At 67.9% G+C, this 14,208-nt stretch carries 14 protein-coding genes; 3 read left to right on the top strand and 11 right to left on the bottom strand.

Annotation, left to right across the window (positions count from 1 at the left end):
- Positions 1–117 precede the first annotated feature (117 nt).
- On the top strand, positions 118–813 hold the full coding sequence (locus tag JL101_RS12605; RefSeq protein WP_203095382.1) for a terminase small subunit: 696 nt from the start codon (positions 118–120) through the stop codon (positions 811–813).
- 35 nt (positions 814–848) lie between these two features.
- Here the strand turns inward: JL101_RS12605 and JL101_RS12600 are convergent, their stop codons facing one another.
- From JL101_RS12600 to JL101_RS12590, 3 genes are all read right to left on the bottom strand, one after another.
- Entirely contained in the window at positions 849–1,751 is a 903-nt protein-coding gene (locus JL101_RS12600) for a hypothetical protein (RefSeq protein WP_203095381.1), read from the bottom strand.
- 97 nt (positions 1,752–1,848) lie between these two features.
- A complete protein-coding gene (locus JL101_RS12595; protein ID WP_203095380.1) occupies positions 1,849–2,283 on the bottom strand; it encodes a hypothetical protein in 435 nt (144 codons plus the stop codon).
- A gap of 100 nt (positions 2,284–2,383) precedes the next feature.
- A complete protein-coding gene (locus JL101_RS12590; protein WP_203095379.1) occupies positions 2,384–2,731 on the bottom strand; it encodes a hypothetical protein in 348 nt (115 codons plus the stop codon).
- A 110-nt stretch (positions 2,732–2,841) separates the two neighbouring features.
- Between JL101_RS12590 and JL101_RS12585 the strand changes: the two genes are divergently transcribed.
- Together JL101_RS12585 and JL101_RS12580 are read left to right on the top strand one after the other, a co-directional pair.
- Complete coding sequence (locus JL101_RS12585; protein ID WP_203095378.1) at positions 2,842–3,051, top strand: hypothetical protein; 210 nt, start codon at positions 2,842–2,844, stop codon at positions 3,049–3,051.
- Positions 3,052–3,458: 407 nt separating this feature from the next.
- A complete protein-coding gene (locus JL101_RS12580; RefSeq protein WP_228435427.1) occupies positions 3,459–4,322 on the top strand; it encodes a phytanoyl-CoA dioxygenase family protein in 864 nt (287 codons plus the stop codon).
- A 3-nt stretch (positions 4,323–4,325) separates the two neighbouring features.
- Here JL101_RS12580 and JL101_RS12575 read toward each other — a convergent pair whose 3' ends face one another.
- From JL101_RS12575 to JL101_RS12540, 8 genes are all read right to left on the bottom strand, one after another.
- On the bottom strand, positions 4,326–5,666 hold the full coding sequence (locus tag JL101_RS12575; protein ID WP_203095376.1) for an 8-oxoguanine deaminase: 1,341 nt from the start codon (positions 5,664–5,666) through the stop codon (positions 4,326–4,328).
- 41 nt (positions 5,667–5,707) lie between these two features.
- Positions 5,708–7,069: a uracil-xanthine permease family protein gene (locus tag JL101_RS12570; protein WP_203095375.1), complete on the bottom strand. Its 1,362-nt coding sequence runs from the start codon at positions 7,067–7,069 to the stop codon at positions 5,708–5,710.
- Positions 7,070–7,235: 166 nt separating this feature from the next.
- On the bottom strand, positions 7,236–8,120 hold the full coding sequence (locus JL101_RS12565) for an efflux RND transporter periplasmic adaptor subunit (RefSeq protein WP_203095374.1): 885 nt from the start codon (positions 8,118–8,120) through the stop codon (positions 7,236–7,238).
- 15 nt (positions 8,121–8,135) lie between these two features.
- The gene (locus JL101_RS12560) at positions 8,136–8,330 is read right to left on the bottom strand and encodes a DUF1656 domain-containing protein (protein WP_203095373.1); all 195 of its coding nucleotides are present in this window, start codon (positions 8,328–8,330) and stop codon (positions 8,136–8,138) included.
- Positions 8,331–8,344: 14 nt separating this feature from the next.
- Positions 8,345–10,354 carry an FUSC family protein gene (locus tag JL101_RS12555; RefSeq protein WP_203095372.1) on the bottom strand — a complete coding sequence of 670 codons (2,010 nt, stop codon included), beginning with the start codon at positions 10,352–10,354 and terminating at the stop codon, positions 8,345–8,347.
- Positions 10,355–10,364: 10 nt separating this feature from the next.
- Positions 10,365–10,850, bottom strand: coding sequence for a MarR family transcriptional regulator (locus JL101_RS12550; protein WP_203095371.1), 486 nt, complete (start codon positions 10,848–10,850; stop codon positions 10,365–10,367).
- A 241-nt stretch (positions 10,851–11,091) separates the two neighbouring features.
- Entirely contained in the window at positions 11,092–12,510 is a 1,419-nt protein-coding gene (locus JL101_RS12545; RefSeq protein WP_203095370.1) for a homospermidine synthase, read from the bottom strand.
- 94 nt (positions 12,511–12,604) lie between these two features.
- Positions 12,605–13,927 carry a type III PLP-dependent enzyme gene (locus tag JL101_RS12540; RefSeq protein WP_203095368.1) on the bottom strand — a complete coding sequence of 441 codons (1,323 nt, stop codon included), beginning with the start codon at positions 13,925–13,927 and terminating at the stop codon, positions 12,605–12,607.
- Positions 13,928–14,208: the final 281 nt, after the last annotated feature.

The following is a 14,208-nucleotide window of genomic DNA, read 5'->3' as shown; positions in this document are numbered from 1 at the left end:
GGATGCCCTGGCGCCCGGTTTGCAGCTTGTCCGCACTTCGCCCGAGATGCCTTGCATCATCAGCGAATTCGATCTAATGTTCATGTATTGTTCTCATCCGGCCAAGGCGCCCCAGCCATGCTCGACCATCAGCCCCCGACCTCCGCCCAGTCCTCCCCGCCCGTGATCGTGCTGCCGCCCCGCCAGGAAGCCTTCTGCCAGGCCATGGCCTGTAACGTCGGCGGGGCCGAGGCGGCGCGCCGGGCGGGCTATTCGCCCAAGGGCGCGAAGCAGCGCGGCGCCGTCCTGATGGACAAGCCGGAGATCCGGGTTCGCGTGGCCCAGCTCCGCGCCGACCGCCGCGCCGGCCACCAAGCCGACCTGGAGGAGGCGGCCGCCCTGGTCCAGACGATCATGGACGAGGCGGTGGAGCGCAAGAGCCTCGGGCTGGGCCTGCGCGCGATCGAGCTGTGGCTGAAGCTGCGCGGCGTGATCCAGGACAAGCGCATACCGCACCACTTCCTCGGCGACAGGCCGCACCCCGACGCCGACCTGGAGAACCTGGACTTCGATCCGGAGGTGGAGGAAGTCGCCCATGGCGCCGCCGCCGCGCCGGCCCCGGTCTCCGCCGCCAAGGCGAAGGCCCCCACGCCGATCCGCGTCGCGGCGGCTCCCGCACCGGTCGGCAAGCGGGGCACCAAGCGGAATAGTGACCTTTCGGGCCTTCCGATAGTGACCTCGACCGCCTCCGCGGCGCTGTTCGGGTCCACCGCGCTGTCTGCGCCGTCCGCGCCGGTACCGCCCTTCCGTCTGCCGGCCACCGCCCGGCGGTGAGGCCCGGCCGGAGGCGCCGAGGGACCGGGACCTTCCTAGCCGGCGTCCGCGCGGCCCGGCGGCGGCCCGCTTCGCACGTCCGCACTCTGCTGCGGGATGTGGGGCCCGAGGCTGCGGCGCCGGTGCTCGACCGCGAAGACGTGGCTGTACAGGTTGGCGATCCAGCGCTTGCCCGAGCTGGTCATCTGGAGGTAGCGGAGGCCGGGACCGACATAGGGCTCGATCCGGGTCCAGAAGAACTCCGGGTAATAGTCGACCAGATCGGCGGGCGACTCGTAGCCAAGCCGGTCCGCCACGCCGGTTTCCAGGAATTCGTAGTAGAGCCCCGAGATCTTGCGCAGGTACATCGGGTCGGCGAGCTGGCCGACCAGGTCGGCGGCCCTGACCAGGCCTGCCTCGGTATCCGTCGCGTCGTGGTCGCCGTCGTCGGGTACGGGAAAGCGGGTCAGCTCGATGCTCCGGGTGACCCGGTCCACGTCGATGTCCGGATCGTCGCCGAACCGGGCGCGCACGAACAGCTTGGAGCGCTCGATATGGTACGGGGCGAGGAAGGCGTCGGTCGATCCCCTGGGCAGCCGGACGGAATTGCCGGTTTCGTCGATCACGCAGGTGTCCGCTTCGTCGCCGGGACAGACGCCGCGGACATAGCCGATGTCGTGGGTCATCAGCGCCAGCAGGAAATGAACCCAGTCGCACGGCGTGACCCGGTGCGAGATGATCCGGCCGCGCAGGATGTCCTGCCCGACCAGCGTCACCATGATCGTATGGTGGACGTCGTGATAGAGCGCGTCGCTGTTGGCGATCCGCTCCACCGCGAGCCGGGCGGCGCACGCGAGGAAATCCGCCCTGTGGGGTTCCCGCACGCCGAAAGTGTTCCGGTAGGCCTTGGAAATCTCCTGCCCGAACGCTTCCGCCGTGAGCATGGTCATGTCGAACATCGGCAAGCTCCCCCAGCATCAGCCGCATCATGATCTATTTTCAGCTCGGCCGATAATCGGGAAGTCGCGCCGGTCCGGAATATTCCGGGTTTCCCCCTCAGGCTGCCCAGGCGCTGTGCACCCGGGCGGTCTCGTCCGCCAGGAAGGCATCCTCGTCGTCGTAGGGGGCGAGCAGGCCGAAATCGTCGACCAGAGCGAAGAAGGCGGGCGGCGGGCGCTTGCCGTCCCGGCGGCGGACCAGGGCGGTCAGCAGCGGGCGGGCACTCTCGAAGTCGGACGTGGTCAGCGCCGCCAGGATGGTGGCGACCGACCTCGCGTTGGCCGCCTGGGCCGAACCGGAAAGCGGCAGCTTCACCGCTGCGGCCAGTTCGGCGATGGTGACCGTCCGCCGTTCGCGCGCCACCAGGGCCAGGAACTCGCAGGCGTCGATCGTCCTGCGGACCAGCTTGTCCTCCCGCAGTTCCGCAAGAAGGGCCGCGTCGCCGGGAAACCGGCGGGCGAGCCGCAGGGCCAATGTCAGCATCGGTACCATCGATTGCTCCTCTCGGCTGCGATCCTGGCGGGTTTCCGACAGAATCGTGGATGGGTCCGAGGCTCGAGCAAACCGCGTGCCGACGGTCGACCGGCGGCCGTCAGCGGCCGTAAGGATAGCACCGCGTATCGAAGGCGACGCGCATATGCCGCGCCAGGATCGAGTAATCCTCCATGAAATCCGGAAACGGCGACTTGTTCGCGTAGGCGACGCCGACATCGATCCGCTTCGGCCGGATCATCGCCGTCGATACCGGATCGGCATTCCTGTTCCGGAGGGAAAAGAAGCGCGCCTCGGCGAAGTCGCCGGGCGGCACCGCGCGCCGATCGGCGACATGTTTGGCAAAATACTTGGATACTGCATGGTTCATACGGAAACTTTCCCAATCCGCGGTCGCCTGATCGATCAATTCGACCCAGTAACGACCTTCCACGGTCGAAAGGAACATCCCATACCTTCCTGGCCCGTACGGCCCTTTATCGTCCGCAATCGGGGAATACCCGGCGTCATACTCCCATACCGGACGTTATTGGATTGCAACGACTACAGGAACAGGAAATGCAGGAAGCAAGACTGAAGCGCGCCGCCAAGGCGCTGGGCGAGATGCCGCTGATGGCGAAGCACGAGATCGGCGAGGTCGAGCCTTTCAGCCTCCGCACCTACCTGGAGGAAGTGCTGGTGGACGAAGCCAGTTCCGACATCGACATCGACCGGGTCCTGGAGCGGATGGTCGAAATCGCCGTCACGACCTACAATCAGGACGGATAGGCGACCTGCGGACCGGCAACGGCGGGACCGGCGTATCGGTCCGTCGGCGGGCGGGGACGCCTTATGGACAGGTGCCTGTCCATAAGGCGTCATACCTCGCAAAATCACTTCTTGGCTGCACATGAAACATGAGACTGTCGAACGTTGCAAAATGGTTCCGAAGGAGTCCCGGCATGCCCGGATTTGAGGGCATGAATTAGGGGTGAACCTATGAAGTTTTGCACAGGTCATTCGGGGGCATGGATACATGGTCCGTTCCCTAACTCCTGACTTTGGTGGCCTAAACAACGATTCGGCACCGTCAATCGGAATATTACTTAGTATGTAGGACACGGCTCAGGCGAGAGCCGCGGAAGTCGGGAGCAAGCCCACCGCCGCAGCCTGATCCTCAGACAAGGAACGATCCCGTGTTGAGTAAGGAACAGATTGCCGAATTTCGATCGGCTGGTTATCTGGTACTGCCTGGTTTCGTATCCCGCACCGAATGCCAGGCACTTCTCGACTATTCACGGGCACTGGCCGCGCAACTCGCCTGGGAGGTGAAGCGGATGGCATTCCTGCCGAAGCTGGGGGATGCCGAGCACGAGGGCTATTTCCTGACCTCCGGCGACAAGATCAGGATCTTCTTCGACCATGAACAGCCCGCGGCGGCCGGGTCGCACGCTCCCGCCTGGCAGGGGGTCGACAAGATCGGCCATGCCTTGCACGACCTGGATCCGCTGTTCGACGGCTTTTCGCGCGACCCGCGCCTCGGGCGCATCTGCAACCAGGTCGGCATGGCCGATCCCCGTCTGCTCCAGTCGATGGTGATCTTCAAACAGGCGCACACCGGCGGCGAGATCGGCAACCACCAGGATGCGACCTGGCTCTATACCGAGCCCCAGAGCGTCCTGGGGTTCTGGTTCGCACTGGAGGATGCGACGACGGAGAACGGCTGCCTCTGGGTCGAGCCCGGAGGACAGCGGCGCGGACTGCTGTCCCGGTTCCGGCGCCGGCCCGGGGGCGGTGCAGCCCTGGAGCGCCTGGGCGGACTTGACGACTTCTCGACCGCCGACTTCGTGCCGGTCGAAGCCGAGGCCGGGACGCTGGTCCTGATGCACGGGCTGACGCCTCATCGGAGCGGACCCAACCGGTCGCCTCACCCGCGCGGCGCCTATGCCCTCCATGTGATCGACGGGGCCTGCCATTATCCCGAGGACAATTGGCTGCAACGGCCGGCCGAGATGCCGCTGCGGGGATTCGGGCCGGTCGGGGCGTCTCTGGAGGGCTGAGGTTCAGGCGTCCGCCGTCATCCGGCGGGCGATCGACTGGTGGGCACGCGCCAGCTCCGCCGTGTCCAGGTCCGGGATCCGGCCGTCCTCGACGGTCCAGCGGCCGGCCACCATGACGCGGTCCGCCCGGTGGGCGCCGCACAGGACCAGCGCCGCCAGCGGGTCGCCGTGTCCGGCGAAACGCAGCTCGTCCAGCTTGAACAGGGCGAGGTCGGCCTGGAGCCCTTCCGCGATGGTGCCGAGATCCGACCGGCCGATGCAGGCCGCCGAACCGACGGTCGCCCAGCGCAGCGCGTCGCGGTGGCTGACCGCCGTCACGCCGTACTGGAGACGCTGGAGCAGGAAGGCGGCCCGGACCTCCTGGATCAGGTTGGAGCTGTCGGCCGAGGCGGAGCCGTCCACGCCGAGGCCCACCTTGACGCCAGCGCGCTCCATGCCGTGGACGGGACACATGCCGGACGCCAGAACCTGGTTGCTGCACGCGCAGTGGGTGACCGAGGTCCCGGCGGCGGCCAGGCGGTCGATCTCCGCGGGGGTGAAGTGGATGCCGTGCGCCAGCCAGACGCGATCGCTGAGCCAGCCGCAGTCTTCCAGGTAATCGAGCGGCCGCCGGCCCAGGGTCTCCAGGCAGAAGGCGTTCTCGTCCTCCGTCTCGGCAAGGTGGGTGTGCAGGCGGACGTCGTGCCGTTCCGCCAGCTCCGCCGTCCGGGTCATGAGGGAGCGGGTGACGGAGAAGGGCGAGCAGGGCGCCAGCGCGATCTGGACCATGGCCCCGTCGCCCCGCTGGTGGTGCGTCTCGATCAGGCGCCGGCTGTCCTCCAGGATGGTGTCCTCGTCCTGGACGACGCCGTCGGGCGGCAGGCCGCCGTCGCGCTCGGACAGGTTCATGGAGCCCCGGGTCAGCACGGCGCGCATGCCCAGCCGGCGGGCTACGCCGACCTCGATGTCGATCGCGTTCTCCAGCCCTGTGGGGAAGACGTAGTGGTGGTCGGTGGTCGTGGTGCAGCCGGACAGCATCAGTTCAGCCATCGCCACCGTGACCGCCGATTCCAGGGCCCGCGCGTCGAGCCGGGCCCAGACGGGATAGAGAGCCTTGAGCCAGGGGAACAGCTCCTTGTCCAGCGCGGCGGGCAGGGCGCGGGTCAGCGTCTGGTAGAAATGATGGTGGGTGTTGATCAGGCCGGGAAGGACGACGTGGCTGCCCGCGTCGAACACCGCGTCGGCCGGGACGGCGGGCTCCCGGCCCGCCGCCACCCGTTCGACGATGCGGCCCTGTTCCACGACGATTCCCCGGTCGGCGCCGTCGGCGAGGATGGCGAGGGGGTCCTTGATCCAGAGCCGCATCGGGCCGGTCCTTTCAGGTGCGGGTCAGTGGGCAGGGCCGATCAGTGGTGCTCTTCCTCGCTGCCGCCCTGGGGCAGCAGGAGGTTGAGCAGGATCGCGGCGATCGCGCCGGGGATCAGGCCGGATTCCAGGATCGTCTGCAAGCCGTCCGGGGCCACCGCGATCAGGCCCTTCTGGGCCGGCAGGCCGATCGCGACGGCGAGCGAGACGCCGATGATCAGCATGTTGCGCTTGTTGAACTCGATCCGGCTCAGCATCTTCATGCCGGCGCTGGTGATCAGGCCGAACATGATCACGACGGCCCCGCCCAGCACCGCGTTGGGCACGGTCGACACCAGGGCGCCCAGCTTGGGCAGCAGGCCGGCCACGATCAGGAACAGCCCGCCGATCGCCACCACGAAGCGGCTGGCGACGCCGGTCAGCGCGACCAGCCCGACATTCTGGCTGAAGCTGATCTGCGGGAAGGCGTTGAAGACGGCGGCGAAGCTGCTCATCAGCCCGTCGGCCATGACGCCGCCGGACAGCTCGCGCCGGGTCGGCTCGCGGTTGGCGCCGCCGATCGCGGTGCCGGCGATGTCGCCGATGGACTCGGCCACCGTGACGACGGCCATCAGGCCGATCGCGACGATGGCGGCGGCGTGGAACTCGATCCCGACCGCGAAGGGTTGCGGCAGCTGGAACCAGCCGGCGTCGCCCACCTTGGAGAAATCGACCAGGCCGAGCGGGATGGCGGCGACGTAACCGACCAGCAGCCCGATCAGCACGGCCGCCATGGCAAGGAAGCCCTTGAAGAACTGGTGGAACACCAGGGTGACGCCGAACACCAGGGCGGCGAGCAGCAGGTGGCGGGGCGCCCCGAAATCGGCGGCGCCGAAGCCGCCGCCGACATAGGCGAACCCGACCGGCAGCAGGATCATGCCGATCATGACGACGAAGGTTCCGGTCACGACCGGCGGGAACAGGAAATTGATCCGGCGGATATACAGGCCGGCGCCGGCCATCAGCAGGCCGCCGACCAGCGCGCCGCCCATGACGGCGGGCAGGCCGTAGACCTGGGCGATCGGGATCATGACGGGGACGAAACCGAAGCTGGTGCCCATGACGATCGGCAGCCTGGCGCCCACCGGGCCGATACCCAGCGTCTGGACCAGCGTCGCCACCCCGGCGACGAACATGGCCGCCTGGACCAGGAACACGATATGGTCCGGCGTGGCGCCCACGGCCTTGGCCAGGATGATGGGGACCGTCACGTTGCCGACGAACATGGCGAGGACGTGCTGGATTCCCAGCGGGACCGCCTGGGTCAGGGGCGGCATGTAGTCGATGTCGGCGGAGCGGTCGCCCCGTTCCGGATCGGCGGCGGCGTCGATCTCGACGCTCTTGGTCAGGGTCTCGGCTGTCACGTTCCCTCCCGGCTTCTGATCGAGGCTCTTGTTGTCTTATGGATGCCTCGCGTGGAACTTGCCGGGGAATAGTCCGTGCGTTGGATCGGGCAGGCAATCCGCCTTCTGCCCGAAACACCTTCAAATGATCGTGCCAAATGATCGTGCGGATCATCGGCGAGGAAAATCATCGTTCCACGGGATCCGGGTCCGGAAGGATGGTCACGGTCGCGGTCAGGCCGGCCCTCGGCTGCCATCCGTCCGGGACGTCGTCCAGCGTGATGCGGACCGGGATGCGCTGGGCGAGGCGGACCCAGGTGAAGGTCGGATTGATGTTCGCCAGCAGATCGGGGCTCTGGCTGCGCTCGCGGTCCACGATGCCGCTCGCGATGCTGTCCACGTGCCCCCGGAAGGTCTGGCCGAGGCCCATCAGGGCCACCGAGGCGCGGGCACCCTCTCGGATGCGCGGCAGCTTCGTCTCCTCGAAATAGCCCACGACATGGAAGGAGTTGCTGTCCACCAGGGCCAGGGCCGGGCTGCCGGACTGCACGTAATCGCCGACATGAAGCTCCAGGTTGGTGACGTAGCCATCGGCGACCGCGCGCACGTCGGTGCGCTCCAGGTTCAGCTTCGCCATGTCGAGGTCGGACTGGGCCTGCCGGAAGCTGGCGCGGGTGATGGCGAAGGCGGATTCGGCCGCTTCCCGGTCGGCGACGGACACCACGCCGCCGCTCAGGCGGTGCTGCCGGTCCATGTCGCGCTCGTGCTGCACCATGTCGGCGCGGCGGCTTTCGACCAGCGCCTGGGCCTGCTCCACCGCCAGCCGGTAGCGGTCCTGGTCGATCGTGAACAGCAGGTCGCCGCGCCGGACATGCTGGTTGTCGCGGACCTGGACGCGGGCGACGATGCCGGAGACGTCGGGCGACACCTGGATGACGTCGGCGCGGACGCGCCCGTCGCGGGTCCAGGGCCGGGCCATGTAATAGTCCCACAGGTACCAGCCGACGACGGCTGCGACGGCCACCGTGACCAGCGTGACGGCGATGCGGGCGAGGGGAATGGTGAGTTTCATCTTCGTATGGTTCCGTTATCCGGCGACCGCCGCCACGCCGCCCAGGACGATGACGAACAGCGCCGCGTCGAACAGGCCGCGATGCCAGATCCAGCGCGATGCGCCGAGGCCGTCGATCAGGCGGCGGAGCATAGTCCAGACCACGAGGGCAACCAGCGCCCAGCCGAGGATCGGCGCGACATAGACGCCGGCGATATCGAGTTCCTTCATGGCGTATCCTTGAATCACGCCGGCCGCTGGAAATGGACGAGCGCCTGTCGGATGCCAAACAGCGAAAGCAGCACTTCGGTCCCGGCCGGTCCCGTCTCCATCGCGGACAGGCGGGTCAAGGCACCGTCCAGGCCCGTGCGGAGGTCGTCCATCGACCGGTCGCCGCTGGCCTCGGCGAAGTGGCCGCGGAGTGCGGCCAGCACGCGCGACAGTTCGGCCGCCGCCTCCGCCGGGAGCAGGTCGCGGTCGCGGCGCAGCGCCAGCAGATTGAGGCCGACGCGCAGCCCGGCCAGCGCGTCGCGCATCAGGTGCTGCCCCTCCGGCTTGGCCGAGACCAGGGCCAGCCGGGGCACGAGGCCGCTCAGGCGGTCGTACATGCGGCCTTCGAACCGGCGGCGGTCGAGCGTGGCGTCGCCTCCCGCCAGCCGGGCCAGGTCGCGCCGGACGGCCTGCATCAGCCTGCCGACGGTCCAGTCCGCACCCAGCGAGCGGGTCAGCGACAGCGCCACGACCGCCGAGCCGAGGCCGACCACCTGGGCGATACCGCCGTTCAGGAACTCGGCGAAGTCGATGGTGTAGGTGTTCTGGAGCGCCAGGGTGGCGGCGGTCGTCAGGAGGACCGGCAGGGCCACCGGTATGTGGATCGGCACGGCGATGGCGGCGGCCAGCGGGATGAAGACGGGCGCCAGCGCTACGACCAGCATCGGGAAGCTGGTGACCGCCGGCAGGACGAACAGCAGGTAGCCGCCGGCGAGCAGCATGGCGACGATCGCGAGGTTCAGGAACTTGGCGGCGGCTCCGGCGGGATTGTCGAGCGTCGCGAACAGGCTGGCGCCGACGCCCGCCATCATCGCGGCGAGATAACCGTGCGACCACCCGGTAGCGATCCAGAAGCCGGTGCAGAGCAGGACGGCGACCGACGCCGCGGCGCCGGACAGGGCGGCGGGCAGGTGGTCGCGGTGCAGGGACGGCGCGTCCTCGCGGGAGGCGACCCGCTCGCCGGATCCGATCGCTTCCCGCAGGGTCAGGCTTTCGTCCCAGTAGAGGATCAGGTCGCGAACCCGGGCCGCCAGCGAGCGCGCCAGCAGGGCGTCGGCATCGCGGCGGATCTCCGCGTCGGAGGGGGCCGCGGCATCGATCCGGGAGAGAAGGGCGTCACGGGCCACCTGCCGGCCCGGGCGGTCCGAGCCGGCGGAGCCGTCGATCCAGGACGCCGCGTCGGCAAGCAGCGGGTGCCATGCCTCGGCCAGGTCGGGACGGGTCCGGTGCAGGGTGCGCAGCCGGTCCTGGATCGACACGGCGTTGGACAGCAGCATCTGGAGCCGGCGCTGGAGCCGGCGGATGCCTGCTTCGGCTCCCCGAAGCTCGGGAGTGTCGTAACTGGCGTGGACGCGGAGGGCATCGAGGGCCGCGGCGTTGACGATCAGCCTGTGCCGGTCTGCCTCGCCCGCGGTTCCGGCCGTCCGTTCCGTCAGCACGTCCGACGACCAGCGGCCGGCATCGGCGAGCCAGGCGTCCAGCCGTCCCATGAGCTGGGGGCCGACCCGCTGGGGAAAGACGACTTGGCTGACCAGAACCATGCAGAGGATTCCCAGGATGATCTCCTGGCAGCGGGCGATGGCCGTCTCGAAGATGATGGCGGGGGTGTCCACGATGGGGAAGGCCACGAAGCCCGCGGTGTAGCCGGCCAGCATGAAAGCGTAGCTGCGCGGCGTCTTCTCCAGCACGGTCGCATAGACGCAGACGCCGACCCACAGCGCCAGAACCAGGCTCAGCAACTCCGGCGAACCGTTGAAGGCGGTGATCGCGAAGACCGCGAAGCTCGATCCGACGATGGTGCCGAGCACGCGGTACGCGGCCTTGGACTGGACCATGCCCGCCAGCGGCTGCGCCACGACGAACACCGTCAGCATGGACCAGGACGGGTGGGGCAGGTCCATCGCGAAGGCGATGTAGAGCGCCAGCATCGCGGCACCGTACGCCTTGGCCGCGAACAGCAGGTTGCGGGGATCGAGCAGGAACATGGACGGTGCTTCAGCCAGCCGCCCGCTTGAGTTCCTGGGGCTCGTCGTCCGGATGATCGAGGCGGTAGCTCTGCTCGATCCGGTCGAAGATCCGGAGCGTCGAGGCGATCTCGTCGTCGAGCACGCCGAGCAGCAGGCGGCGGCGGATGCCGGCGGCGACGCCGTTGACGCCGTCCAGCAGGTCGAGGCCGCGGGCGGTCAGCCGGACCACCTTCGCCCGGCGGTCGGTCTCGTGGTCGAACCGCTCGATCAAGCCGGACGATTCCAGCGCGTCCAGCAGGCGGACCAGGGACGCGCCCTCGATGTCGAGCGAGGCGGCGAGATCCTTCTGCTTCGCTTCGTTGCCCATGTGGGACAGATGCAGCAGCGGCAGCCAGGTGGCCTCGGTCAGGCCGTAGGGACGGAGGCCGTCGTCGATCTCCCGGCGCCAGTGGCGCGCGATCCGCGCCAAGCGGAACCCGAAGGTCGCCCGGAGATTGGCGGTCTTTGCACTCATGATACAGAACCAAGCGAACTTATTATTAGGATGCTAACATATCGACCCGTTCCTTGGCGGTTCAAGGACAGTGCGGGCGTCAAGGCATGGGTCGGACGGGCTGCTGATATGCTGTCGGCGTATGGGACCGGACGGGCGGTAAACTACAGTGGCCCTTCCAGCGTTGACGAGCCGCAGATCGGGCAGGGCAAAGCGGCACCCGACGCGATGGCGGGTGCCGCAGGGCCAGGGGCCGTCCTGATCAGACCACTCGGAAGTTCTTGAACTGCCAAGGGTCCGAGGTGTCCACGTCCTCCGGGAACAGGACGCCTCGGTTGTGGAGCGGAGTCCAGTCGGTGTAGGCGCCAGTCAGCTTGCCCAGATAGGGAGCCGCGATTTCCAGGACGCGGTTGTGGTTCAACTCCTCCGGCTCGACGATACCGGCCCGCGGGTTTTCGATCGCCCAGATCACGCCGGCCAGGGCGGCGGCGGTCACCTGGAGGCTGGTCGCGTTGTTGTGCGGACAGAGCTCGCGGGCTTCCTTGATCGAGAGCTGCGACCCGAACCAGTAGGCGCCGTTCTTATGACCCATCAGCAGCACGCCCAACTCGTCGATGCCGCCGATGATCTCGTCCATCATCAGGCGCTTTTCCGGCTGCAGCGCCCAGGTCTTGCCGGCGAACTCGTGCAGCGACAGGATCGCGTCGTCGCACGGGTGGTAGGCATAGTGGACCGTAGGCCGGTAGCGGACGGACGTGCGGTCCCAGACGGTCAGGTAGTCGGCGATCGAGATCGCTTCGCTGTGGGTGATCAGGAAGCCGTGGAACGGGCCCTCCTTCGGCGTCCAGGTCCGCACCCGGGTGCCGGCGCCGGGGCGCATAAGGTAGATCGCGGCATCGCAGCCGAACTCGTGGCGCCGGCCGTCGGGCGGAAGGCCCTTCTCATGGGTGCCCCAGCCCAACTCGGCCGGCTGGGCGCCCTCGCCGACGAAGCCGTCGATCGACCAGGTGTTGACGAACTCTCCGCGCTTCTTGGGGATGTTGGCCACCTGGGTATCGCGCTCGGCAACGTGGATGGCCTTGATGCCCAGCGTCTGGGCGAGCTCGGCCCAGCCGTTGCGGGTCCGGGGTTCCTTCACTTCCAGGCCGGTGTCGCGGGCGATGTTGAGCAGCGCCTGCTTCATGAAATGGGAGACCAGTCCCGGATTGGCGCCGTGGGTGATCACCGCGGTCGGACCGTTGGCGAAGCCGCCCTTGTGCTGGAGTACCGATTCACGCAGCGCATAGTTCGAGCGCAGCGAGGGCGACAGGCTCGTGTCGGTGTAGCCACCGGCCCATGGCTCGATGCAGGTGTCGAGATAGAGGGCGCCCCGGGTATGGCAGAACTTGATCAGCGACAGGCTGGATACGTCGACCGACAGGTTCAGGATGAAGTCGCCCTCGCCGACCATGGGGTCGAGCACGGTCCGGAAGTTGTCGCGGGTCAGCGCCACGCGGTGGAACTTGACGCCATATTCCTCCGCCTCGGCATTGCCGCGGTCCTCGGCCGTCACGATCGAGATCTGCTCGGGCTTCATGTCGATGTGGCGCAGCAGGAGAGGCAAGATGCCCTGGCCGATGCTGCCGAAACCGACGATGACGATGCGGCCGGCAAACTTGACGATGGGATTGGTCGTGGTCATGGCATTTTCCGAACAGGCTGGAGGTGGCTGACGAATGTCGGGGCCCCGCTGGGTGGATGGGTTGACGGGTGAGAGAGTAGAGGAGAGGCTGCGTTCAGGCAGCCTGTTCCGTGATGTAGCCGACCGAAATTGCAGCTTCGCCGCTCCGATCGGACAGATCGGCCTGTTCATCGGCCAGATCCAGGTAACCCGGAGTTTCCAGGAGGGGCCGATCGGTCACGTCGACGAGGCGGGCATTGTCGAACCCGTTGAACGCGGTCCGCAGGCAGGAGCCATAGGCACCGAGCTGTCCCAGCTCGATCCAGTCGCCGGTCCGGATGTCGGCCGGCAGCATGAAGGGGCCCGCCATGTAATCGGCGCTGTCGCAGGTCGGGCCGTAGAAGGCGAACGCCTCTTCCGCTGCGTCCGAGGTTCCGGCATCGGGACGGATCATGCGCGCCGGGAAACGGAACGCGGGGACGCCGGCATCGGACAGGCTTCCGTAGACGCCGTCGTTGATGAACAGTTCGTTGCCGCGCCGCTTGATCACCTGGACAAGCAGCGAGACGCCCGGTGCGACCAGGGCGCGGCCGGGCTCGCACCACAGGCGGGTGCGGGACGGCAGGCCCAGGCGCGCGAAGCCGCGCGCGATGGCTTCCATGAAGTCGTCGAGCGGAGGCGGGGTGACGCCGGGATAGCTGACCGGGAAGCCGCCGCCCACATCCATCACGTCGATCTCGACGCCGGCCTGCGCGATCACCGTGCCGGCCAGTTCGAGCGCCCGCTCGTAGGCGGCGGGATCCAGGCACTGCGATCCGACATGGAAGCAGATGCCGACCTTGCGGCCGATGGCGCGGGCGCTGCGCAGCAGCCTGGCAGCCTCGTCCGGAGCGGCTCCGAACTTGCCCGACAGGTCGTAAACGGCCGTGCCCTTCGGCAAGGCGAGGCGGATGAACAATCCCAGGTCGTCGGCACCATCGGTCTGCTCGACCAGCTTCTCCAGTTCCTCGGCGCTGTCGAGCGAGAAATCGCGCACGCCGAAGTCGAAATAGGCCTGGCGGATGGCGTCCGGCGACTTGACCGGGTGCATGTAGTGGATCTCGGCGTTCGGGAACATCTGGCGGACCAGACGGACCTCACCCGGAGATGCGGCATCGAAATGGCGCACGCCGCCTTCGTGGAGCGCACGCAACACGGCCGGTTCCGGATTGCACTTCACGGCATACAGCACGTCACCGGGAAACGCGGAGACGAAACGGGCGGCAGTCGCCGACAGGACGGCGGGGCGAAGGCAATGGATCGGGTCGGACGGGCGCAGCGCCTCCACCAGGTTGTCGACGCAGGTGACCGGACGGCGGACCGACGGCGAACCGCGGCGGTTGAGCGTGGTGCCTCGGCGCAGCGGCGAGACGGCGGAACGGTAGCGGACTTGAGCCATGACGCATCCTCTCGTGGGCCGCGGCCGCGCCGGCAGACCCATGAAGACAAAACGACCCCAACGGCTTGAAAGCCGCGGGAATGGACGAATTGAGCGGGGATGTGGGTGGCAAATCGGGCGACGCTCCGGCACCGCTGAACATGCGGTGTGCGGACCTTCTCAGCGCCGGCGGATTTGCCCGCTACCTTACGGTACTAAAGCCTTCTGGCCGAAATCTAACATACTTACCTCCCTCTCGGGATCGGCCCACGGATGACCGATTCTGCCAAAAAGGACGCGGT

Source organism: Skermanella rosea, assembly GCF_016806835.2.
Lineage (GTDB): Bacteria > Pseudomonadota > Alphaproteobacteria > Azospirillales > Azospirillaceae > Skermanella > Skermanella rosea.
Note: the sequence above shows the minus strand (reverse complement) of the source record. Positions and strands in the feature narration are given on the sequence as shown.